The 21,178-nt window shown below is 69.4% G+C and carries 17 protein-coding genes and 1 tRNA gene; 7 read left to right on the top strand and 11 right to left on the bottom strand.

Going from position 1 to position 21,178, the window contains the following annotated elements; translation table 11 throughout:
• The first annotated feature begins 202 nt into the window (after positions 1–202).
• The gene (locus SGFS_RS29525; protein WP_286254771.1) at positions 203–1,399 is read left to right on the top strand and encodes an acyl-CoA dehydrogenase family protein; all 1,197 of its coding nucleotides are present in this window, start codon (positions 203–205) and stop codon (positions 1,397–1,399) included.
• A 50-nt stretch (positions 1,400–1,449) separates the two neighbouring features.
• Here the strand turns inward: SGFS_RS29525 and SGFS_RS29520 are convergent, their stop codons facing one another.
• The 5 genes from SGFS_RS29520 to SGFS_RS29500 form a co-directional block, all read right to left on the bottom strand.
• Positions 1,450–1,779 carry a rhodanese-like domain-containing protein gene (locus SGFS_RS29520; RefSeq protein ID WP_286260131.1) on the bottom strand — a complete coding sequence of 110 codons (330 nt, stop codon included), beginning with the start codon at positions 1,777–1,779 and terminating at the stop codon, positions 1,450–1,452.
• 39 nt (positions 1,780–1,818) lie between these two features.
• Positions 1,819–2,688, bottom strand: coding sequence for a hypothetical protein (locus tag SGFS_RS29515; RefSeq protein WP_286254770.1), 870 nt, complete (start codon positions 2,686–2,688; stop codon positions 1,819–1,821).
• Positions 2,689–2,872: 184 nt separating this feature from the next.
• Positions 2,873–4,315, bottom strand: a complete 1,443-nt coding sequence (locus SGFS_RS29510; protein WP_286254769.1) for a DUF2252 domain-containing protein — start codon at positions 4,313–4,315, stop codon at positions 2,873–2,875.
• A 265-nt stretch (positions 4,316–4,580) separates the two neighbouring features.
• A complete protein-coding gene (locus tag SGFS_RS29505) occupies positions 4,581–7,391 on the bottom strand; it encodes a beta-L-arabinofuranosidase domain-containing protein (protein WP_286254768.1) in 2,811 nt (936 codons plus the stop codon).
• 292 nt (positions 7,392–7,683) lie between these two features.
• Positions 7,684–7,770 (bottom strand) — tRNA-Leu (locus SGFS_RS29500).
• A 498-nt stretch (positions 7,771–8,268) separates the two neighbouring features.
• Here SGFS_RS29500 and SGFS_RS29495 point away from each other — a divergent pair.
• From SGFS_RS29495 to pknB, 6 genes are all read left to right on the top strand, one after another.
• The gene (locus tag SGFS_RS29495; RefSeq protein WP_286254767.1) at positions 8,269–9,117 is read left to right on the top strand and encodes an FhaA domain-containing protein; all 849 of its coding nucleotides are present in this window, start codon (positions 8,269–8,271) and stop codon (positions 9,115–9,117) included.
• Positions 9,118–9,127: 10 nt separating this feature from the next.
• Positions 9,128–9,655, top strand: coding sequence for an FHA domain-containing protein FhaB/FipA (locus tag SGFS_RS29490; RefSeq protein WP_286254766.1), 528 nt, complete (start codon positions 9,128–9,130; stop codon positions 9,653–9,655).
• A 128-nt stretch (positions 9,656–9,783) separates the two neighbouring features.
• Positions 9,784–11,316 (top strand): Stp1/IreP family PP2C-type Ser/Thr phosphatase, encoded by a 1,533-nt coding sequence (locus tag SGFS_RS29485; protein ID WP_286254765.1) that lies wholly within the window; start codon positions 9,784–9,786, stop codon positions 11,314–11,316.
• Positions 11,317–11,343: 27 nt separating this feature from the next.
• Entirely contained in the window at positions 11,344–12,795 is a 1,452-nt protein-coding gene (locus tag SGFS_RS29480; protein ID WP_286254764.1) for an FtsW/RodA/SpoVE family cell cycle protein, read from the top strand.
• The gene (locus SGFS_RS29475) at positions 12,792–14,258 is read left to right on the top strand and encodes a peptidoglycan D,D-transpeptidase FtsI family protein (protein ID WP_286254763.1); all 1,467 of its coding nucleotides are present in this window, start codon (positions 12,792–12,794) and stop codon (positions 14,256–14,258) included. The genes SGFS_RS29480 and SGFS_RS29475 overlap by 4 nt, the downstream gene beginning before the upstream one ends.
• Positions 14,259–14,428: 170 nt before the next feature.
• Positions 14,429–16,429 (top strand): Stk1 family PASTA domain-containing Ser/Thr kinase, encoded by a 2,001-nt coding sequence (gene pknB, locus SGFS_RS29470; RefSeq protein ID WP_286254762.1) that lies wholly within the window; start codon positions 14,429–14,431, stop codon positions 16,427–16,429.
• 109 nt (positions 16,430–16,538) lie between these two features.
• Here the strand turns inward: pknB and SGFS_RS29465 are convergent, their stop codons facing one another.
• Genes SGFS_RS29465 through SGFS_RS29440 form a run of 6 tightly spaced genes read right to left on the bottom strand, consistent with a single transcriptional unit; the run spans position 16,539 to position 21,144 of the window.
• The gene (locus tag SGFS_RS29465) at positions 16,539–17,303 is read right to left on the bottom strand and encodes a class E sortase (RefSeq protein ID WP_434028088.1); all 765 of its coding nucleotides are present in this window, start codon (positions 17,301–17,303) and stop codon (positions 16,539–16,541) included.
• A gap of 25 nt (positions 17,304–17,328) precedes the next feature.
• Positions 17,329–18,681 carry a class E sortase gene (locus SGFS_RS29460; RefSeq protein WP_286254760.1) on the bottom strand — a complete coding sequence of 451 codons (1,353 nt, stop codon included), beginning with the start codon at positions 18,679–18,681 and terminating at the stop codon, positions 17,329–17,331.
• Positions 18,678–19,328 carry an aminodeoxychorismate/anthranilate synthase component II gene (locus SGFS_RS29455; protein ID WP_286254759.1) on the bottom strand — a complete coding sequence of 217 codons (651 nt, stop codon included), beginning with the start codon at positions 19,326–19,328 and terminating at the stop codon, positions 18,678–18,680. The genes SGFS_RS29460 and SGFS_RS29455 overlap by 4 nt, the downstream gene beginning before the upstream one ends.
• The gene (locus SGFS_RS29450) at positions 19,325–19,486 is read right to left on the bottom strand and encodes a hypothetical protein (protein ID WP_286254758.1); all 162 of its coding nucleotides are present in this window, start codon (positions 19,484–19,486) and stop codon (positions 19,325–19,327) included. Before SGFS_RS29450 ends, SGFS_RS29455 begins: the two co-directional genes overlap by 4 nt.
• Before the next feature lie 54 nt (positions 19,487–19,540).
• Positions 19,541–20,239, bottom strand: coding sequence for a class E sortase (locus tag SGFS_RS29445; protein ID WP_286254757.1), 699 nt, complete (start codon positions 20,237–20,239; stop codon positions 19,541–19,543).
• Positions 20,240–20,265: 26 nt separating this feature from the next.
• Positions 20,266–21,144, bottom strand: a complete 879-nt coding sequence (locus tag SGFS_RS29440) for a DUF881 domain-containing protein (protein WP_286254755.1) — start codon at positions 21,142–21,144, stop codon at positions 20,266–20,268.
• Between the last annotated feature and the right edge of the window lie 34 nt (positions 21,145–21,178).

Raw genomic sequence — 21,178 nt, 5'->3', positions numbered from 1 at the left:
CTCAGCCCTGCCCTTCCGGCACAGCACCTGTGGACACAGCAGTCACATCGTCACACCGATCACACCGGCACCCACGAGGTTATCCACAGCGGGTGACACCTTACGGCGGGGTGGGTGAGCGCCCGCACCCGTTCCCTTCTTCTAGAACCTGTTCTATCTTGACGCCCCGTCAGCGGCGACACGTGGAAGGACGGAACCAACCGTGGACTTCACCTTCACCGAGGAGCAGCAGGCGGCGGCCGAGGCGGCGCGGGCGGTGTTCGGCGGCGTCGCGCCGGACGGCGTGCCGAGCCCCTCGCTCACGCCGGGCGCCGTGGCCGACGACTTCGACCGTGCGCTGTGGGCGAGGCTCGCCGGGTCAGACCTGCTCAGCCTGGTGCTCGACCCGGAGTACGGCGGATCGGGGCTCGACGCGATCGCGCTCTGCCTGGTGCTGCGCGAGTCTGCGAAGGTACTGGCCAGGGTGCCCCTGCTGGAGAACAGCGCGGCGGCCGTGACCGTCCAGGCACACGGAAGCGAGGCACTGCGCCACGAACTGCTCACCCGGGCCGGCCGGGGCGAGGTCGTGCTGACCGTCGCCGCGCACGGCCGCAGCGGCCACGACCCGGCCGAACTCGCTGTGACCGCACGGCGGGAGGCCGACGGCACCTGGGTCCTGGACGGCGTCCAGACTGCGGTGCCCTGGGCGCACAACGCGGACTTCGTCGTCGTCCCCGCGACCACCACCGCCCCCGGCCCCGACGCCGCTTCCGCCGCCGGGGTGCCCGGGACCGGGGACCTGACCGGCGCGGGTCGCGTCGTGCTCGCGCTCGTGCCCCGGGGCCACGAGGGCGTCGTCCTCGCCGAACAGATCTCCACGACCGGCGAGCGGCTCGCCGAGGTGCGCCTGGAGTCCGCCCGGATCGCCGGACGGTACGTCGTCGACGCGGACGGCGCCTGGGAGGGGCTGCGGGAGCTGCTGACCACCGGCACCTGCGCGCTGGCGCTCGGCCTCGGCGAGGCCGTCCTGCGTATGACCGGCGACTACACCGGCAAGCGGGAGCAGTTCGGGTACCCGCTCGCCTCGTTCCAGGCCGTCGCCGTACAGGCCGCCGACCGCTACATCGACCTCCGTGCGATGGAGGCGACCCTCTGGCAGGCGGCGTGGCGGATCGGCTCGGGGGCCTCGGGCGCGCTGCCCACCGCCGGTGACGTCGCCGTCGCCAAGATCTGGGCCTCCGAGGGCGTACGCCGGGTCGTGCAGACCGCGCAGCATCTGCACGGCGGTTTCGGCGCCGACGTCGACTACCCGCTGCACCGCTACCACGCCTGGGCCAAGCATCTGGAACTCTCGCTGGGCCCGGCGGCGGCACACGAGGAGGCGCTGGGCGACCTGCTGGCGGCCCACCCGCTGGCGTAGGACGCGCAGGGCGGGCCGGCCCGCCGAGAGCCTCAAGGCCCTCAGAGCTTTCAGAGCACGAACCCGGCCCCGCCCTTGTCGTCCACGACGGGGCGCCCCGCGGCAGCCCAGTGCTGCATGCCGCCGTCGACGTTCACGGCGTCGATGCCCTGCTGGACGAGGTACATGGTGACCTGTGCCGAGCGCCCGCCCGAGCGGCAGATCACATGAACCCTGCCGTCCTGCGGCGCCGCCTCCGTCAGCTCGCCGTAACGCGCGACGAAGTCACTGATGGGGATGTGCAGCGCCCCTTCGGCATGACCCGCCTGCCACTCGTCGTCCTCCCGGACATCCAGCAGGAAGTCGCCGTCCTTGAGGTCTCCGACCTCGACCGTGGGCACACCAGCTCCGAAAACCATGCGTACGACGCTACCCGACCTTCACGCCGACTGGCCGCTCTGCCCCAGCAGCTCCACCAGCTCCGCCTCCCGCTGCTCGACCTCCGCCAGCAGCTGGTCGGCGATCTCGTCGAGGAGACGGTCGGGGTCCTCGGGGGCGATACGGAGCATCGAGCCGATCGCGCCCTCCTCAAGGTCCCTGGCGACGAGGGTGAGCATGTCCTTGCGCTGGGCGAGCCATTCGAGGCGGGCGTAGAGCTCCTCGCTGCGGCTCGGCCGGCGCTCCTCGGGCACGGGACCGGCGTCCCACTCCTCGGACAGCTCCCGCAGCAGCGTCTCGTCGCCACGGGCGTACGCGGCGTTGACGCGGGATATGAACTCGTCACGCCGCTGCCGCTCCTGCTCCTCCCCGGCCAGGTCGGGGTGCGCCTTGCGGACCAGCTCCCGGTAGAGCCTGCGCGCCTCGTCGCTCGGGCGCACCCGCTCCGGGGGGCTCACGGGCTGGTCGGTGAGCATGGCCGCGGCCTCCGGGAACAGTCCGGAGGAGTCCATCCAGCCGTGGAACAGCTCCTCCACGCCCGGCATGGGCATGACCCGCGCACGGGCCTCCGCCGCCTTGCGCACGTCCTCGGGGTCGCCGGTGCGCGCGGCCCGGGCCTCGGCGATCTGCGCGTCCAGTTCGTCGAGCCGGGCGTACATCGGGCCGAGCTTCTGGTGGTGCAACCGGGAGAAGTTCTCCACCTCGACCCGGAAGGTCTCCACCGCGATCTCGTACTCGATCAGCGCCTGCTCGGCCGCGCGGACGGCCCGCTCCAGCCGCTCCTCGGGGCGCGCCGACGCCTCGCCCGGCGCACCCTCGGCAGGCTCGGCGGGACGCTCGGACGGGGTCTGCTCGGCTTCCGGGGTCGTCACCCGACCAGCGTAGGCCACTCCTCCGCCACCTACCGAGAGCCACCAGGAACCCGAGGCCGAGAGCCCGAACACCCTCGTCGCGCCCTCGCCCCGCCGTATCCGGCGCCCCGCGTACCCGGCGCCCCCGTACCCGAGGCCCGCCCTACCCGGCCCCCGCACCCCCCTCACGCACCCCCGCCGCCCCTCAAACCCCCATCTCCGCCTCGATCCGCCCCGTCCGTACCGCCGCCACGAGGTCCGCGTGGTCCGCCTCCGTGCGGTCGGCGTAGGCCGTGGCGAAGGTGGCGATCGCCTCGTCGAGTTCCTCGTTCTTGCCGCAGTAGCCGGCGATCAGTCGGGGGTCGGCGCTGTGGGCGTGGGCACGGGCCAGCAGGGCGCCGGTCATGCGGCCGTAGTCGTCGATCTGGTCGGCGGCCAGGGCCGCCGGGTCGACGCTGCCCTTGCGGTTGCGGAACTGCCGTACCTGGTACGGAAGTCCGTCGACCGTCGTCCAGCCCAGCAGGATGTCGCTGACGACCTGCATGCGCTTCTGGCCGAGAACCACCCGACGCCCCTCGTGCGCCGGCTCCGGCGCCTCGAACCCGGCCGTCCCCAGATGCGGCAGAAGCGCCGAGGCACGGGCCTCCTTCACCTGGAGGACGAGCGCCTCACCCCGGTGGTCCAGGAGCAGCACGACGTACGAGCGGGTGCCCACGCTGCCCGTGCCGACGATGCGGAACGCCACATCGTGCACCGCGTACCGGGCGAGCAGCGGGTGGCGGTCCTCCGAGAGCGTCGTCAGGTACTGCTCCAGGGAGGCGGCCACCGCCGCGGCATCCTCGTCCGGCACCCGGCTCAGCACCGGCGGGGCGTCCACGAAGCGGCGGCCGCCGCCCGCCACCGGGACGGTGGACCGCGCCGCGAAACGCCCGCTGGTGTTGGCCCGCGCCTTCTCCGAGACCCGCTCCAGGGTGCCGAGCAGATCGTGCGCGTCCGTGTACGAGACGAGTTCCTCGTCCGCGATCGCGTTCCACGCGTCCAGCGCCGAGAGCTTCGCGAGCAGCCGCATCGTGCGCCGGTAGGCGCCCACCGAGTCGTTCGCCGCCTTGCGGCAGACATCCTCGTCCGCGCCCGCCTCGCGACCGGCCAGCACGAGCGAGGTGGCGAGCCGCTTGAGGTCCCATTCCCAGGGGCCGTGCACGGTCTCGTCGAAGTCGTTGAGGTCGATGACGAGCTCGCCGCGCGCGTCCGCGTACAGGCCGAAGTTGGCCGCGTGGGCGTCGCCGCAGATCTGGGCGCCGACACCGGTCACGGGCGTGTGCGCGAGGTCGTGGGCCATGAGTCCGGCCGAGCCGCGCAGGAACGCGAAGGGGGTGGCGGCCATGCGGCCGACCCTAATCGGGGTGAGGCCCGGGATGCGGCCCCGGTTGGACTCCTCGACGGCGGCCACCGCGTCCGGCCGCCCGGCGGCGAGCCTCAGCCCCGCGTGGTCGCCGCGCGGCACCCGCTCACGCAGCGCCTTGCCCTCCTCCTTGGGCGAACCCTCCGGCGGCCAGGAGGAGAACCCGGGCACCCGGAGCACCCGCGCCGCCCGAACCCCAGCCTCCGCCGTCGCCTCGACAGCCGCCACCGCACCGACCTCGGTCATACCGACCGCCTCCCCCACATCCACACCGGAACCCGCACGAACATCAACGCGAGACGACCGTACAGCCGGTGGCAGAAACGCGTCAGGCCCTGTGGACAACCACGCGCCACAACGAAGCCGACGACCCACCGGCCTGTGGACAACCCCGGCCAAGTCCCTCACCGAGCGACTGATCACCGCGCGGCCCCGTCCACCCGGACGAGGCACGCCTACGAAAACGACAAGGTGGCCGCCCCGGCGGGGCGGCCACCTCAGACGCGCACCTTCACCCCGCGTACGACGCGTTCTGCGCGGTCGTGACCACCTTCTGACCGTCCGCCTGAGCCAGCAGCCCGACGGTCACCCACGACTCCACGGTCGACTGCACCCGCGTGACCAGCGCGCTCTTGCTGCTGAACGGCGCCCCCGCCCAGATCTCGTCGAGCAGCGTGGTCCCGTCGCTCTTCGCCGGGTTGGCGACGCCGGAGTCCGTGCCGCCGAAGACGACCTTGGGCTCGGAGCGCCGGACGTACGCGTGCGTCGGATCCTCGCTCCCTTCGTGGAAGGGAGCGAATTCGGTGCCGTCCAGCGTGTAGTGCAGCGGTTTTCCGCTCACCGGGGTGAGCGACGGCAGCAGATCCCCGGAGAGGCCCGCGTTGCGGTACAACCCGAACGACAGGTAGCTCGTGCTGCTGTTCCTGCCGACGAGGTTGACCGGCCCGTAGAACAGCGTCTGCAGGGACGGCTCGTCCAGAGCCTTCTCCACACGCAGCCGGAACGGGATCGTCACCTTGACGACGTCCCCGCTGCGCCAGGTGCGCGACGGGATCGTGAAATAGCTCCCGGCGGCCGGAGTGCCACTCACCGCACTGCCGTTGACGGTGACCTGGAAGCCGCCGGTCGCCCACGACGGCACCCGCAGCCGCAGCTCGAAGGCCGCACTGCCACCCCCGACGGTGATCGTCGAGCCCTGCTCCCTCGGGTAGTCGGTGGTCTGGGTGACGGTGACGCCCTTGGCGGACCAGTTCAGCGTGGCGGGGCTGTACAGGTTGACGTACAGCGCGCTGCCGTCGGCCTTCGTGAAGTAGACCGAGTCCTGGTACTTGGTGGCGCTCTCCATGCCGGTGCCCTCGCAGCAGGTGGTGCCCTGCTTGGGCGTGTAGTCGCGCACATGCCCGGGCTTCAGCCCGATGAAGTACGTGACCAGCGGTTTCTCCGCGTCAGCCTTGTCCTGCTTGGAGCCGAGGACCTGGTTGAGCAGGGTCCGCTCGTAGTAGTCCATGTACTTCGCGTCCTGCTCGTGGAAGAACAGCGTCCGGCTCAGCTTGAGCAGGTTGTACGCGCAGCAGGTCTCCGCGTTGGTGTCGCTGATGGTCCCCGAGATCACGCCCCGGGCTTTCCAGAACTCGGCCGTACTGGTGCCGCCGATGCCGTACATGCGCTGCGGGACGACCATGCCCCAGAAGTTCTTCGCGGCGGTCAGATAGCGCGCCTCACCCGTTACGTCGTACAGCCGTACGAGCCCGGTGAAGATCGGGATGTGTTGGTTGGCGTGCAGCCCGTCGAGGGTGTCCGTGTTCGCGGCGCAGGCGTCGATCAGCTTGTCGAGGTCGAACAGCTTGGCCAGGGCGAGATGCTCGGCCTTGCCGCTGATCGCGTACAGGTCGACGATCGCCTCGACGAGGCCCCCGAACTCACCGCTGGAGAAGATCCCCCACATCCGCTGCAAGGTGGCGTCGGGCAGTTTGGAGAGCCGGGAGTACATCCAGTCGCACATCCCCGTGGCGAGGTCGAGCGCCCGCGCGTCATCGGTGTGCAGATACGCGTCCAGCAGCCCGCGCAGGATCTTGTGCGCGGTGTAATACGGCGCCCACACGCGCGTGTAGTCGCCGCTGTTCATCGACTCCAGTTCGATGAACTGCGTCTCCGGGTACGCCGCCAGGAACCCGGCATGGCTCGGCCCGCCCCAGGTGCGGCGCAACGTGGCCGTGAGCCCGCGCCCGGAGGCGTCCGCGAAGGTGCCCCCGCTCGTCTCGAAGAAGTCGTAGGAGGCCAGGTTGCCCCGGCCGGCCGAGGTCGCCGAGGCACGGCCGCTCTGCAGGGCCGTGATCTCGGCGGCGGTCAGCGCCCGCGACCAGACGTTGAACTCGTCGAACGCGCCCGCGAAGACGGGATCGGTTTGGAAATTGGACCGACCCAGCCAGTTGTTCGCCAGGGTGCCCAGGGCCGCCGGGTTCAGGGACATCGACGTGTTCTGGGCGACGGCGGCGCCGTTGACGTAGAGCGTGCCCGTGCTGCCACTGATGGTGACCGCGAGGTGGCTCCACTGGTTCAGCGGGAGCGCGGCGGTGCCGTCGAGGCCCTGTTCGCCGCCGGGACCGTTGGTCGTGACGGCGAAGCGCGGGAAGCCGCTCGCGTTGCGGGCCGCCAGGTACATGTACTTGGTGGTGTTGTTCCCGAAGTCGAAGATCCGGGTCCAGTTGGCGTTGTGCGTGGGCTTGACCCAGGCCGACAGAGTGATCGCGGAGGCCCCGCCCAGCACAGTGGCCGGCAGGTCGACGTACTGGTAGGAGCCCCGGGGGTTCTCCTGGGCGGTGCCGAACTTCCCGGTGACGGCGAGCATGCGAGGGTCGCCGCGCAGCGCCGTACGCACCTGGGACAGCGCCCCGACCATGTAGCCGATCTTGTCCTTGAACGCCACGTCCTTGGTGCTCGCGTACGCCTGGGACAGCATCGTCAGGAAGTGGCCGGTGTAGTGGCCGCGCAGATTGCCGTTGGCCTCCCCGTCGAGGCCCTCCCAGCCGCCGGGGGCGACCGCGCCCTTCGTGGAGAGCCCCGCGTTTGCGCGGAAGACCTGCAGCAGCCGGTCGACGTCGTAGCCGCGGCCGTGGTCGAGCATCAGCTGTCGCTTGGTGGCGAACAGCCCCTGCCCGAGGGTCACGTCCTTGAGCTCGAAGGGGCGCACGGCCCAGGCCGAGGGCGCCGGAACGGTCGCGGCGACCGCCCGCCCGCCCGACATGCCGTACGAGATTCCGGGTGCGGCCGCGGCGAGCACCGCGGTCTGCAGGAGGGTGCGTCTGGACAGAGGGGGTGCCATGTGCTCCTCGTCTCTGGCGGGGAGAGGTGGGGGGACTTGCGCGCACGGAAGGAGCTCAACTTCGTTCGAAATAGCGAACGTTGTACGAATTCCCGACCAGAAGATAGGTATGGGGCAGTCGAGCGTCAATGGTTCTGACGGGTTTCGAAAACCCGCGCGTGAGAGACCTCACACGACAGAAAGCTCATATGCCGTTCCCACCATCGAACGACCTCTGCGCCACGAGCGCGCCCCCGCACCGGGACGACAAAAACGGAACGGGCGGCATCTTGACGATGCCGCCCGTTCCGGATGGTGCGCGAGGGGGGAGTTGAACCCCCACGCCCTTGCGGGCACTGGAACCTGAATCCAGCGCGTCTGCCTATTCCGCCACCCGCGCATTGGGTGTGTCCTCGGGCCCTTGCTCCTTGCGGTGCCGCGCCCTCCGACATGCAGAAGATTAGCACGCTGACAGGGGTGGGTTCACATCCCTTAATCGCGGCCGCCCTCGCCGCCTCTCGGCCCGCACGGGCCCTCCGGCACCGGCCGAACCCCGGGCGTCCCAGCTGCGTATCAACGAATACTTGTTCCCGTATCAACCTCGTACCGGTCCCGGTCATCTCCACAGGAGCGGGGCAGGGTGCACGGTCAGGTGCGGGACACTGGTCGTGCGCCGCCTCTACGATCCTGGGCAGGAGTAGGCACGGAGGAGTTCGAAAAGGAGCTCCGGTGGGAATCCGGGAGGGGACTTCAGTGGGCGTCGGCACCGGGTGACACCGGTCGACCGGGCCGACAGGGGGAACCAGCCGTTTTCCCGGCGCGTGGATACGATCAGTAAGCAGTACGGACACAGTAGGCAGAGCAGCAGGCAGAGCGGCAGCCACGGAGGAGGTGCCCCATGGGAGTCCTGAAGAAGTTCGAGCAGCGTCTCGAAGGTCTGGTCAACGGCACCTTCGCCAAGGTGTTCAAGTCCGAGGTCCAGCCCGTGGAGATCGCCGGAGCGCTCCAGCGAGAGTGCGACAACAACGCGACGATCTGGAACCGCGACCGGACCGTCGTGCCCAACGACTTCATCGTGGAGTTGAGCACACCGGACTTCGAGCGCCTGAGCCCCTACTCCGGCCAGCTCGGCGACGAGCTCGCCGGCATGGTGCGCGACTACGCCAAGCAGCAGCGCTACACCTTCATGGGGCCGATCAAGGTCAACCTGGAGAAGGCGGAAGACCTCGACACCGGTCTGTACCGGGTACGCAGTCGCACGCTCGCCTCCTCCACCGACCAGCAGGCCCCCTCGTCCGCCCCGGCGGGCCGGCCGGGCACCGGCGCCCCCGGTGGCTACGGATACCCGCCCACCGCGGCCCCCTCGGGCGCCCCGCCGATGCCTGCCGCGCCGCCGCCCGGCGGCGGCCGACCCGGCGCCGCCCCGTTCGGGCAGCGCCCCGGCGCGGGCCCGGCGGCCGGCGGGCGCACGCGCTACTGGATCGAGATCAACGGCACCCGCCATCAGATCTCCCGCCCGACGCTCGTGCTGGGCCGCAGCACCGAAGCCGACGTGCGGATCGACGACCCCGGCGTCTCCCGCCGGCACTGTGAGATCCGGACCGGAACGCCCTCGACGATCCAGGATCTCGGGTCCACCAACGGCATCGTGGTGGACGGGCAGCACACCACCCGCGCTACGCTCCGCGACGGCTCGCGGATCGTCGTGGGCAGCACCACCATCATTTACCGGCAAGCCGAAGGGTGAAGCGGGGGCAATGTCAGAGCTGACCCTCACGGTCATGCGGCTGGGTTTCCTGGCCGTCCTGTGGCTGTTCGTGATCGTGGCCGTGCAGGTCATCCGCAGCGACCTGTTCGGTACGCGCGTCACCCAGCGTGGGTCGCGCCGCGAGAACGCACGGCCCCAACAGGCGGCCCGCCAGGCCGCACCGCCGCAACAGCGCGGCCAGCAGCAGCCCGCCGCGGGTGGCGGCGGCCGCCGCGGCCGTAACGCCCCCACCAAGCTCGTCGTCTCCGAGGGCACCCTCACGGGCACGACGGTGGCACTGCAGGGCCAGACCATCACCCTGGGCCGCGCGCACGACTCCACGATCGTGCTGGACGACGACTACGCCTCCAGCCGACACGCCCGGATCTATCCGGACCGCGACGGCCAGTGGATCGTCGAGGACCTGGGGTCCACCAACGGCACGTATCTCGACCGGAACCGACTGACGACTCCCACGCCCGTTCCGCTGGGCGCGCCGATCCGCATCGGCAAGACCGTCATCGAGCTGCGGAAGTAGTGCTACATCATGAATAGGCGCGAGCGGAGCGAGCACGCAGCGGCGGCCCACCTCCTGGGCCCCGGCGCGCTCCCGACCGGAGGGTGGGCACCGTGCGGATGTACCCGGAGCCGACGGGCGAGGTGCGCATGAGTCTCTCACTGCGCTTCGCCGCCGGATCGCACAAAGGCATGATCCGTGAGGGCAACGAGGACTCGGGCTACGCCGGTCCGCGGCTGCTCGCGATCGCCGACGGCATGGGCGGCCAGGCGGCCGGCGAGGTCGCCTCCTCCGAGGTGATCTCCACCCTCGTCACGCTCGACGACGACGTCCCCGGCTCCGACATCCTCACCTCCCTCGGCACCGCCGTGCAGCGCGCCAACGACCAGCTGCGCGCGATGGTGGAGGAGGACCCCCAGCTGGAGGGCATGGGCACCACGCTCACCGCCCTGCTGTGGACCGGTCAGCGCCTCGGCCTCGTCCACGTCGGCGACTCCCGCGCGTACCTCCTGCGGGACGGCGTCCTCACCCAGATCACCCAGGACCACACCTGGGTGCAGCGTCTGGTCGACGAGGGCCGCATCACCGAGGAGGAGGCCACCACCCACCCGCAGCGCTCCCTGCTGATGCGCGCGCTGGGCAGTGGCGACCACGTCGAGCCCGACCTCTCCATCCGCGAGGTCCGCGCCGGCGACCGCTATCTGATCTGCTCCGACGGTCTCTCCGGCGTCGTGTCCCACCAGACGATGGAGGACACCCTCGCCAGCTACCAGGGCCCGCAGGAGACCGTGCAGGAGCTGATCCAGCTCGCGCTGCGCGGCGGCGGACCGGACAACATCACGGTCATCGTCGCCGACGTCCTCGACCTCGACACCGGGGACACCCTCGCCGGGCAGCTCTCCGACACACCGGTCGTGGTCGGCGCGGTCGCCGAGAACCAGCTCCACCTGCACGACAACAGCATCATGCAGACCCCGGCGGGCCGCGCCTCCGGTCTCGGCCGGCAGGGCCGCGGGCAGGGCGGCGGCGAGTTCGGCCCGCCCGGCTCCGGCGACTCCACCGGATACGTCCCGGCGGGCGGCTTCGGGAACTATGCCGACGAGGACTTCGTCAAACCACGTAAGAAGGGCAGGTGGCTGAAGAGATCCTTCTTCGGCGTCCTCGCCCTCGCCGTGCTCGGCGGCGGCCTCTACGGCGGCTACCGCTGGACGCAGACGCAGTACTACGTCGGTGCCAACGACGACCATGTCGCGCTGTACCGCGGCATCAGCCAGGACCTGGCCTGGATCTCGCTCTCGAAGGTCGAGAAGGACCACCCCGAGATCGAACTCAAGTACCTGCCGTCGTACCAGCAGAAGCAGGTCGAGAACACGATCCCCGAGGGCGGGCTCGGCGCCGCCCAGAAGAAGATCGAGGAACTGGCCACTCAGGCGTCCGCGTGCGAGAAGAACGCCGAGCGCCGCCAGACGGAGAACGAGAAGAACTCCAAGACCGGCGAGGGCGAGGCCGGAGGCACCACGGGAACCACCAAGACCTCCCTCACGTCCAAGGCCACACCGTCACCGACGTCGACGCCATCGACGTCCCCGACGCCGTCCAAGACCCCGTCCGCCACACCGTCTTCCGGCCCCACCCTCTCGGAGGAGGAGCAGGAGCTGGTCGACCGGTGCGGTGAGCAGTAGGCAAGCCGCGAGGGGCCAACTCACACGATGAGCAGTACAACCAACACATCGACGCAGCACACGTCCACGATCGGCGCGATCGGCACACCGAGTCGCCGCAACACCGAGCTGGCGCTGCTGGCCTTCGCGGTCGTCATCCCGGTGTTCGCCTACGCCAACGTGGGCCTCGCCCTGAACGACGAAGTCCCGGCCGGCCTGGCCGCCTACGGCATCGGCCTAGGCGTGCTGGCCGGCATCGGGCACCTCGTCGTACGCAAGTTCGCGCCCTACGCGGACCCGCTGCTGCTGCCGCTGGCGACGCTGCTGAACGGGCTGGGGCTGGTGGCCATCTGGCGGCTTGACCAGTCGAGCCTCCTGCGAGGACTCGGCGTGGCCGGTGGGAAGGCGACCAACCAGCTGATCTACACGTCGCTCGGCATCGCGCTCCTCATCGCCGTGCTGATCTTCCTCAAGGACCACCGGACCCTGCAGCGCTACACCTACATCTCCATGGTCGGCGCGCTGGTCCTGCTGCTGCTCCCGCTGGTCCCGGGCCTCGGCGCCGACCTCACCTACGGTGCCAAGATCTGGATCAAGGTCGGCAGCTTCACCATCCAGCCCGGTGAGTTCGCCAAGATCGTGCTCGCGGTCTTCTTCGCCGGCTACCTGATGGTCAAGCGCGACGCGCTGGCCCTGGCCAGCCGCCGCTTCATGGGCCTGTACCTGCCCCGCGGACGCGACCTCGGCCCGATCATCGTCGTCTGGGTGATCTCGATCCTCATCCTCGTCTTCGAGACCGACCTCGGTACGTCGCTGCTGTTCTTCGGAATGTTCGTCATCATGCTGTACGTCGCCACCGAGCGGACCAGCTGGATCGTCTTCGGTCTGCTGATGTCCGCGGCGGGCGCGGTCGGCGTGGCCAGCTTCGAACCGCACGTCCAGACTCGTGTCCAGGCCTGGCTCGACCCGATGCGCGAGTACCAGCTCAGCCGCGCCGGGGCCAACGACGGAATCGTCCACTCCGAGCAGGCCATGCAGGCCCTGTGGGCGTTCGGCTCCGGCGGCACCCTCGGCACCGGCTGGGGCCAGGGCCACTCCGAGCTGATCCGCTTCGCCGCCAACTCGGACTTCATCCTCGCCACTTTCGGTGAGGAGCTGGGCCTGGCCGGCGTGATGGCGATCCTGCTGGTCTACGGCCTGATCGTGGAGCGTGGTATCCGCACCGCCCTCGCCGCCCGCGACCCGTTCGGCAAACTGCTCGCCATCGGCCTGTCCGGCGCGTTCGCCCTCCAGGTCTTCGTCGTCGCCGGCGGTGTGATGGGCCTCATCCCGCTGACCGGTATGACGATGCCGTTCCTGGCGTACGGCGGTTCCTCCGTCATCGCCAACTGGGCGCTCATCGGCGTTCTGATCAGAATCAGCGACACCGCGCGCAGGCCGGCGCCCGCCCCCGCTCCCAACCCCGATGCCGAGATGACCCAGGTGGTCCGCCCGTCATGAACAAGCCCCTGCGTCGCATCGCGATCTTCTGCGCCCTCCTGGTCCTCGCCCTGCTCATCCGCGACAACTGGCTCCAGTACGTCAAGGCCGACACCCTCGCCTCCGACAAGGAGAACCGCCGGGTCGCCATCGAGCGCTACGCCACGCCCCGCGGCAACATCATCGTCGACGGCAAGGCGATCACCGGGTCCGTCGCGATCAAGAACGCCGACTACAAGTACAAGCGGACCTGGAAGGACGGCGAGATGTGGGCGCCCGTCACCGGGTACTCCTCGCAGATCGTCGGCGCCACTCAGCTGGAGAACCTCGAGGACGGCATCCTCACCGGCAACGACGACCGGCTCTTCTTCCGGAACACGCTCGACATGATCACCGGCACGAAGAAGGAGGGCGGCAGCGTCGTCACGACGCTGAACGCCGCCGCGCAGAAGGCCGCGTTCGAGGGCCTCGGCGACAAGAAGGGCGCCGTCGCCGCGATCGACCCCGAGACCGGCGCGATCCTGGCGCTGGCCTCCACGCCGTCCTACGACCCGTCGACGTTCGCCGGGATCAGCACCAAGGACAGCGAGACCTTCTCGAAGCTGGAGAAGGACAAGGACAAGCCGATGCTGAACCGGGCACTGCGCGAGACCTACCCGCCGGGCTCCACCTTCAAGGTGGTCACGGCCGCCGCGGCCCTGGAGAACGGCATCGTCTCGGGCATCGACGACAAGACCGACAGCCCGGACCCGTACCGTCTGCCCGACACGAAGACCAACCTCACCAACGAGCACGGCGTGTGCAAGAACGCCACGCTGCGTTACGCGCTGATGGTCTCCTGCAACACCGTCTTCGCGAAGCTGTCGAAGGAGGTCGGCAACGAGAAGATGCGTGAGCAGGCCTCGAAGTTCGGCTTCAACGAGGACGAGCTGGACATCCCGGTCCGCGCCGCCGAGAGTGTCTACCCCGAGGACAACCGTCCCCAGAACGCCATGGACGGCATCGGCCAGGCCTCCAACCGCGCCACCCCGCTGCAGATGGCCATGGTCGCCTCGGCCGTCGCCAACGACGGCGAGCTGATGGAGCCGTACATGGTCGACCAGCTGCGTGCCCCCAACCTCGATATCCTCGAGACCCACGAGGCCAAGACCCTCTCCCAGGCCGTCTCCCCGGAGACCGCCCAGAAGCTGCAGGAGATGATGGAGACGGTCGTCAGCGACCCGCAGGGTACGGGCGGCAAGGCGCGGATCGACAACGTCACCGTCGGCGGCAAGACCGGTACCGCCCAGCACGGCGTCGACAACAAGGAGAAGCCGTACGCCTGGTTCATCTCCTACGCCAAGCTCAGCGACGGCAGCACGCCGGTCGCCGTCGCCGTGGTCGTCGAGGACGGTGCGGCGGACCGCGGGGACATCACCGGTGGTGGTCTGGCCGGCCCGATCGCGAAGAGCGTGATGCAGGCAGTGATCAACAGCAAGAAGTGACCCCGCTCACGTCACCTCCACATCGGTGCACGTTGCGATACCGGTCCTGTATCGAGTGACACGGTTGGCCAGGTCAAACAAAGCGAGCCGGGTACCGTATGCCCGGACAGCACAGCCGCCGGACCACACAAGGTGCGGTCGGGACCGACGGAGAGGGCTGGTAGGAAGCTATGGAAGAGCCGCGTCGCCTCGGCGGCCGGTACGAGCTGGGCCAGGTGCTCGGCCGTGGTGGCATGGCGGAGGTCTACCTCGCGATGGACACCCGCCTCGGCCGCACCGTGGCGGTGAAGACGCTGCGAGCGGACCTCGCGCGCGACCCCACCTTCCAGGCCCGGTTCCGCCGGGAGGCCCAGTCGGCCGCCTCGCTCAACCACCCCGCGATCGTGGCGGTCTACGACACGGGCGAGGACTACATCGACGGGGTCTCGATCCCGTACATCGTCATGGAGTACGTCGAGGGCTCCACCCTCCGTGAGCTTCTTCACAGCGGCCGCAGGCTGCTGCCGGAGCGCTCCATGGAGATGACCATCGGCATCCTCCAGGGCCTGGAGTACGCGCACCGCAACCAGATCGTCCACCGCGACATCAAGCCGGCCAACGTCATGCTGACGCGCAACGGCCAGGTCAAGGTCATGGACTTCGGCATCGCCCGCGCCATGGGCGACTCCGGTATGACGATGACGCAGACGTCCGCGGTCATCGGCACCGCCCAGTACCTCTCACCGGAGCAGGCCAAGGGCGAGCAGGTCGACGCCCGCTCGGACCTCTACTCCACCGGCTGTCTGCTCTTCGAGCTGCTGACGGTCCGCCCGCCGTTCATCGGGGACTCCCCGGTGGCGGTCGCCTACCAGCATGTACGGGAGGAGCCGCAGCCGCCGAGCGTCTTCGACCCGGAGATCACGCCCGAGATGGACGCGATCGTGCTGCGTGCCCTGGTCAAGGACCCGGACTACCGCTACCAGTCCGCCGACGAGATGCGCGCCGACATCGAGGCCTGCCTCGACGGCCAGCCCGTCGCGGCCACGGCGGCCATGGGCTCGGTCGGCTACGGCGGCTACCCCGACGACCAGCCCACCACGGCCCTGCGCTCGAACGACGCCCAGGCCACCACCATGCTGCCGCCCATGAACGGGGACGACGGCTACGGCTACGACGACCGCCAGGGCCGCCGCCGCCAGCAGAAGAAGAACAACACCTCGACGATGCTGCTGATCGTCGCGGGTGTGCTGGTGCTGGTCGGCGCGATCCTGATCGGCCGCTGGATGTTCCCGGGCGACAACTCGAGCAACGACACCCTGAAGACCCCGAACTTCATCGGCCAGCCGCAGAAGGACGCCGAGCAGTCGGCGAAGAACGTCGACCTGAAGGTGAAGATCAGCAAGGCGGAGTGCGAGAAGGAGAAGTCGGGCAACGTCTGCAGTCAGGACCCGGAGCCCGACGGGCCAATCAAGAAGGGCGAGACGGTCTCCCTGGTGATCTCCACCGGGGCGCCGAAGGTGACGGTTCCCGACGTCCAGGGGCTCCAGTTCGACGAGGCCAAGGCCCAGCTCGAGAAAAAGGGCTTCGAGGTCGACAAGAAGACCGAGGAGTCCGACCGTACGAAGGACATCGTGATCAAGCAGGACCCTGTCGGCAAGAAGCTCGAAAAGGGTTCCACGGTCACGCTGACGGTCGCCACCGAAGCGGCGACGATCAACGTCCCGGACGTCCGCAACCTCAGCTGTGACCAGGCCAAGGCCCAGATGACGGCCAACAACCTGGTCGGCACCTGCACCGACGTCGAGACCGACGACGACAACCTGGTCGGCAAGGTCATCACGACCAACCCGGAGCCCGGCGCCGAGGCCGAGAAGAACCAGACGGTGACCATCCAGATCGGCAAGGAGGCCGAGGACGAGGTCGTCACGGTCCCGACCGTGACCCAGCAGACCGTCAAGGACGCCAGGAAGGCCCTGGAGGACGCGGGCCTGAACGTCGGCAACATCGGCGGCTCCTCGAACGACAACGCCGTCGTCATCAGCCAGGACCCGCAGGGTGGCCAGCAGGTCCCCGAGGACTCGACGGTCAACCTGATCGCCGTGGACCAGAACGGCGGCAACAACAACGGCGGGAACAACGGAGGTGCCGTCTTCTTCGGCGGCGTCACCGGGACGTCCGCCCGCGAGGACTGATCCATCGCCTCGTTCCGCTTACGACTGAGCCCCGGCCCCCTCTCCGTGAGGGGGCCGGGGCTCAGTCGTACAGGCACCGGAGTACGTCTGAAGCCACCACTCGGATGTCTCAGCGCAGTTCCTTCGGCGGCGTCCGGTCCGCGTTCACCTTCTCCACCCGCTCCAGCTCCCCCCACACGACGTACCGGTACCGGGACGTGTACACGGGCGTGCAGGTGGTCAGGGTGATGTACTTGCCGGGCTTCTTCCGGCCCGACTCCCTGGGGATGTTCGACAGGACCTTGACGTTGTACTTCGAGGTCTCGGGGAGGATGTCGTAGACCTTGTAGACGTACCAGTTGTCCCGGGTCTCGAAGACGATCGCGTCGCCCTCGTGGAGCTTGTCGATGTTGTGGAACTTGGCGCCGTGGCCGTCGCGGTGGGCGGCGAGGGTGAAGTTGCCGTCCTTGCCGGAGGTCGGGAGTGTCGCCTTGCCGGGGTCGGTGTAGTAGCCGGCGACACCGTCGTTGAGGATCGCGGTGGAGGTGCCCTTCTTGACCAGGACCTCGCCGTTACGCATCGCCGGGACGTGCAGGAAACCGAGGCCGCCCTTGGTGTCCAGGGCGCCCGGGCCGTCGTCGGTCCGGGCCCAGTCGTCGCGGACCTTGTCGGCCTGTTTGCCGGCCTCACGGTCGGCCAGGACGTTCGTCCACCACAGCGAGTAGACGACGAACAGACCGAGGATCAGGCCCGCGGTGATGAGGAGTTCACCGAAGACGCTCACCGCCATGGCGATCCGGCCGGTGACGCGGCGGCGCGGCGCGCTCCCGGACGCGTCGGTCCGCTCCTCGCGCTCCTCGGTTTCGTCAGTGGTGTCGTCGGTGGTCACTGCCACAGTTCATCCGCCCTCGGTCGAGCCCCTACTGGACGAGCGCGTCGGGCTTCCCCTTGCTGCGCGGCCGTTCCTCGACCATCTTGCCCCACACGATCATGCGGTACTTGCTCGTGAACTCCGGCGTGCAGGTGGTCAGAGTGATGTAGCGGCCCGGCTGAGTGAACCCCGACTGCCGGGGCACCGGATCGAGCACACTGACGTTCGACGGCGGCGTCACCGGCAGGATCGACGCCATCTCGTAGACGTAGTACGTGTCCTGCGTCTCGACGACGATGCGGTCGCCCTTGGTGAGGCGATTGATGTACCGGAACGGTTCGCCGTGTGTGTTGCGGTGGCCCGCGATACCGAAGTTGCCCGTCTTGTCGCCGGGCATGGCCGTCTTGATGCTGTTCTGGTCGTAGTGCCCGACCATGCCGCGGTCCAGCACCTTCGACTTGCTGATGCCCTCCGCGATCGGCGTGACCACGTCCAGCTTCGGGATGTGCAGGATGGCGAAGCCCTGCCCCGGCTCGAACGCCCCGGGCGCGCGCTGCCCGCTCGCCCACTCCTCCTGGAGCGTCGTCGTCTCCCGGCCCGCCTGCTGCTGGGCCCGGATGTTCGACCACCAGAGCTGGTACGTCACGAACAGCAGCATCAGTACGCCGGTGGTGATGAACACCTCGCCGATCACCCGGCTGGCGATCACCCCCGCGCTGGGCTTGCGCGCCCGCGCCGCCCGGCGCGCCTCGACCCGGGAGAGGGGCGCCGCCGCCTCTCCAGCCGCAACCAAGGGCTTCTCGGGCCCCTGAGCGGCCCTGTGGGCCCCCATGGCCCCCGCGGGGCCTCCATGCCGTCCGTGCCGCCTCGCGGCCTTACGACGGGCCGCACGGCCCTCGGAGACGATCCCGGCGGGCACGGAGGCCCCTCGTATCGACTCGTCCTCGGGCCCGCCCATCGAGGCGGCCAGACGCCGGGCCTCCTCCACGCGGAGCGCCACGGTCTCCTCGTCGATCGGCGGATGCTCGTGCGCCACCGGCTCGAAGTAGTCGTACGCCTCGCCGTACGGGGCGGCGGGCTGGGGGCGCGGCTCGTACGACGGTTCCGGGTACGACGGTTCCGAGTACGACGGCTCCGCGTACGGCTGCTGCCGTTGTGGCCGGGGCTGGGGCTGGGACTGTGGCTGGGGCCCGGGTTGGGGTTGCTGGGCCTGCCGGCCCGCGTACCAGTCGCTCTGCTCCTGGGTGGTGTACTGCGGGGCCTGGGCCCGCGGGACGTACCACTCCTGCTGCTCGGCCGTTTCCTGGGCCGGGAAGGCCTCCGCCTCGAACGCCTCGACGCCCCCGTACGCGGCCTCGCCGCCGTAGGGGGCACTCTCGCGCTCGGGGCGCAGCGCTGTCACGCCGTGGCCCTGCCCACCACCGGGGCCAGCCCCGTCGACCTCGCCACGGCCCCCGCGTCCCCGCACTCCACCAGCCAGTTGGCGAGCATGCGGTGGCCGTGCTCGGTGAGCACCGACTCGGGGTGGAACTGCACGCCCTCGACGGGGAGTTCACGGTGTCTGAGGCCCATGATGATCCCGTCGTGGGTACGGGCCGTGACCTGCAGCTCGGCCGGCACGGTCGCCGGCTCGGCGGCCAGCGAGTGGTAGCGGGTCGCGGTGAACGGGGTGGGCAGTCCGGCGAAGACGCCCTTGCCCTCGTGTTCCACCAACGAGGTCTTGCCGTGCAGCAGTTCGGGCGCGCGGTCCACGACACCGCCGTACGCGACCTGCATGGACTGCATGCCGAGGCAGACGCCGAAGACGGGGACCCCGGTGGCCGCGCAGTGGCGGACCATGTCGATGCAGACGCCGGCTTCCTCGGGGGTGCCGGGGCCGGGGGACAGGAGCACGCCGTCGAAGCCGTCCTGGGCGTGCGCGGTCGCCACCTCGTCGTTGCGCAGCACCTCGCACTCGGCACCCAGCTGGTACAGGTACTGGACGAGGTTGAAGACGAAGCTGTCGTAGTTGTCGACGACGAGGATCCGGGCGGGTCGGGCGGCACTCACTGGTCGTTCACCGTCACATCGTTGAAGGGCAGCAGAGGCTCGGCCCAGGGAAAGACGTACTGGAAGAGGACATAGACGGCAGCCAGGACCAGGACGACGGAAATCAACGCCTTCACCCAGGGGTTACCCGGCAGATGTCGCCAGATGAAGCCGTACATGCCTTCCCTTCCTTCACACCACCGGCCCCGGACGCACGCCGTGCCCTCACCAGACTAACGGCGTAGAGCCTCCGGTTTCCCTGCCTCCACGGGCTGGGTGGAATCAAGATGGCCCCAGACGATGAGCCGATGGCTGTGCCCCCACTCCGGGTCGCACGTCGTCAGGGTCAGATAACGCCCCGCGCGCGTGTACCCCGATTTCCGCGGCACGGGGTCGATGACCTCGACGTCCGTGGGCAATGTCCGATACGGCCCCCGGTCGATGACATACGTGTACCAGCTCGTGCCGTCGGTCAGGACGACCTCGTCGCCGGGGCGCAGCTTGGGAAAATCTTTGAAGGGATCTCCGTATGTGCGCCGGTGGCCGGCGACCGCGAAGTTCCCCTTCTGCCCTAGCTGGGCGGTGTTCGCGTAGTGGCCGATGCCTTTCTTCAGAGTGTTCGTCTTCGTGCCCTCGAGGACGGGCTTGTTCCACGTGAGACCAAGGCGCGGGATGTACATGACGGCGAAGGGCTCGGCGTCCGCGTAGGGCCCGGGCGGTGCCGGGCTCGCGCTCGCACCCGCCGAGGGCTCGGGCGCGGTCGTCGGTTTCACGGGCCGCTTGGCCCACTGGTCCTGGAGCAGGTCGATCTGGTGGTCCATGGCGCTGTCGGCCTTCACCCCGGTCCAGAACAGCACGTAGACGACGAAGAGCACGATCAGGGTGCCCACGGTGATGCAGAGCTCGCTGACGGTCCTGACGAACACGCGCACCGACACAGGGCCCCCGGCTGTGGCTGCTACTCCACTGGTTTCGCGTACTTCAGGTCCACTGTGCCCGAGTAGCCGGGAAGAGTCACCGGCCCGTCCTCGGTGACTTTCCAGCCCAGTCCGTAGACCTTCACGTACAGCATGTAGTTCTGGATCGCCTCGGACTCGGCGAGCGCCTTCTGCAGCTTCTCCGGATCACCGACCGCCTGGATCTTGTACGGAGGTGAGTAGACGCGGCCCTGGAGGATCAGGGTGTTGCCGACGCAGCGGACGGCGCTGGTGGAGATCAGCCGCTGGTCCATGACCTTGATGCCCTCGGCGCCGCCCAGCCACAGGGCGTTCACCACGGCTTGCAGGTCCTGCTGGTGGATGACGAGGTAGTCGGGCTGCGGCTCGGGGTAGCCGGGGAGTTTGGCGGTGGCGTCCGGCGGGGCGTCGTTGAGGGTGACCGTGATGGCGTCGCCCTTGAGCCTCTGGGTGCCGGCGTTCTTCTCCAGTGCCTTGAGCTGGGCGTCCTCGGCCTCGGTGCTGCCGTTGTCCCGCTCGGCGAGGGCCTCGACGTTGTCCCGGAGTGTCGCGTTCGACTCGTCGAGCTGCCCGTTCTTGTGGCTGCGCTCCTGGATCAGGTCGGAGAGCTTCAGCAGGGAGGCGTCGGTGCGGATGTTGGTGCCCTTGGCCGTGTCGAAGCTGGTGAAGAAGATCAGCCCGGCGAGGGCGAAGACGCCGACGGTGAGCACGCGCACCGGCCGGAAGCCGCCGCGGGAGGCGGGGGCGGCGGCTTGGGAGGCCAGGTCGGCGGCCTGGGAGGCGGAGCCTGCGGGCCCGGACCCCGGTCCGGCGGAGCTGCCCGGACCGGCCTCGGGAGAGCTGCCGGAACCGGCCTCCGGGGAGTCGGTTGAATTGCTCAACGTACCCTTATCTCCTTAGGCGCCACGGAAGCAC

It is taken from the genome of Streptomyces graminofaciens (assembly GCF_030294945.1).
In the GTDB taxonomy this organism is placed as follows: Bacteria; Actinomycetota; Actinomycetes; order Streptomycetales; family Streptomycetaceae; genus Streptomyces; species Streptomyces graminofaciens.
Note: the sequence above shows the minus strand (reverse complement) of the source record. Positions and strands in the feature narration are given on the sequence as shown.

Coding starts and splice junctions, on each gene's coding strand:
- SGFS_RS29490 (WP_286254766.1), top strand. CDS start 9,128: ATGTCAGAGCTGACCCTCACGGTCATGCGGCTGGGTTTCCTGGCCGTC.
- SGFS_RS29485 (WP_286254765.1), top strand. CDS start 9,784: ATGAGTCTCTCACTGCGCTTCGCCGCCGGATCGCACAAAGGCATGATC.
- SGFS_RS29475 (WP_286254763.1), top strand. CDS start 12,792: ATGAACAAGCCCCTGCGTCGCATCGCGATCTTCTGCGCCCTCCTGGTC.
- SGFS_RS29495 (WP_286254767.1), top strand. CDS start 8,269: ATGGGAGTCCTGAAGAAGTTCGAGCAGCGTCTCGAAGGTCTGGTCAAC.
- SGFS_RS29450 (WP_286254758.1), bottom strand. CDS start 19,486: ATGTACGGCTTCATCTGGCGACATCTGCCGGGTAACCCCTGGGTGAAG.
- pknB (WP_286254762.1), top strand. CDS start 14,429: ATGGAAGAGCCGCGTCGCCTCGGCGGCCGGTACGAGCTGGGCCAGGTG.
- SGFS_RS29505 (WP_286254768.1), bottom strand. CDS start 7,391: ATGGCACCCCCTCTGTCCAGACGCACCCTCCTGCAGACCGCGGTGCTC.
- SGFS_RS29510 (WP_286254769.1), bottom strand. CDS start 4,315: ATGACCGAGGTCGGTGCGGTGGCGGCTGTCGAGGCGACGGCGGAGGCT.
- SGFS_RS29480 (WP_286254764.1), top strand. CDS start 11,344: ATGAGCAGTACAACCAACACATCGACGCAGCACACGTCCACGATCGGC.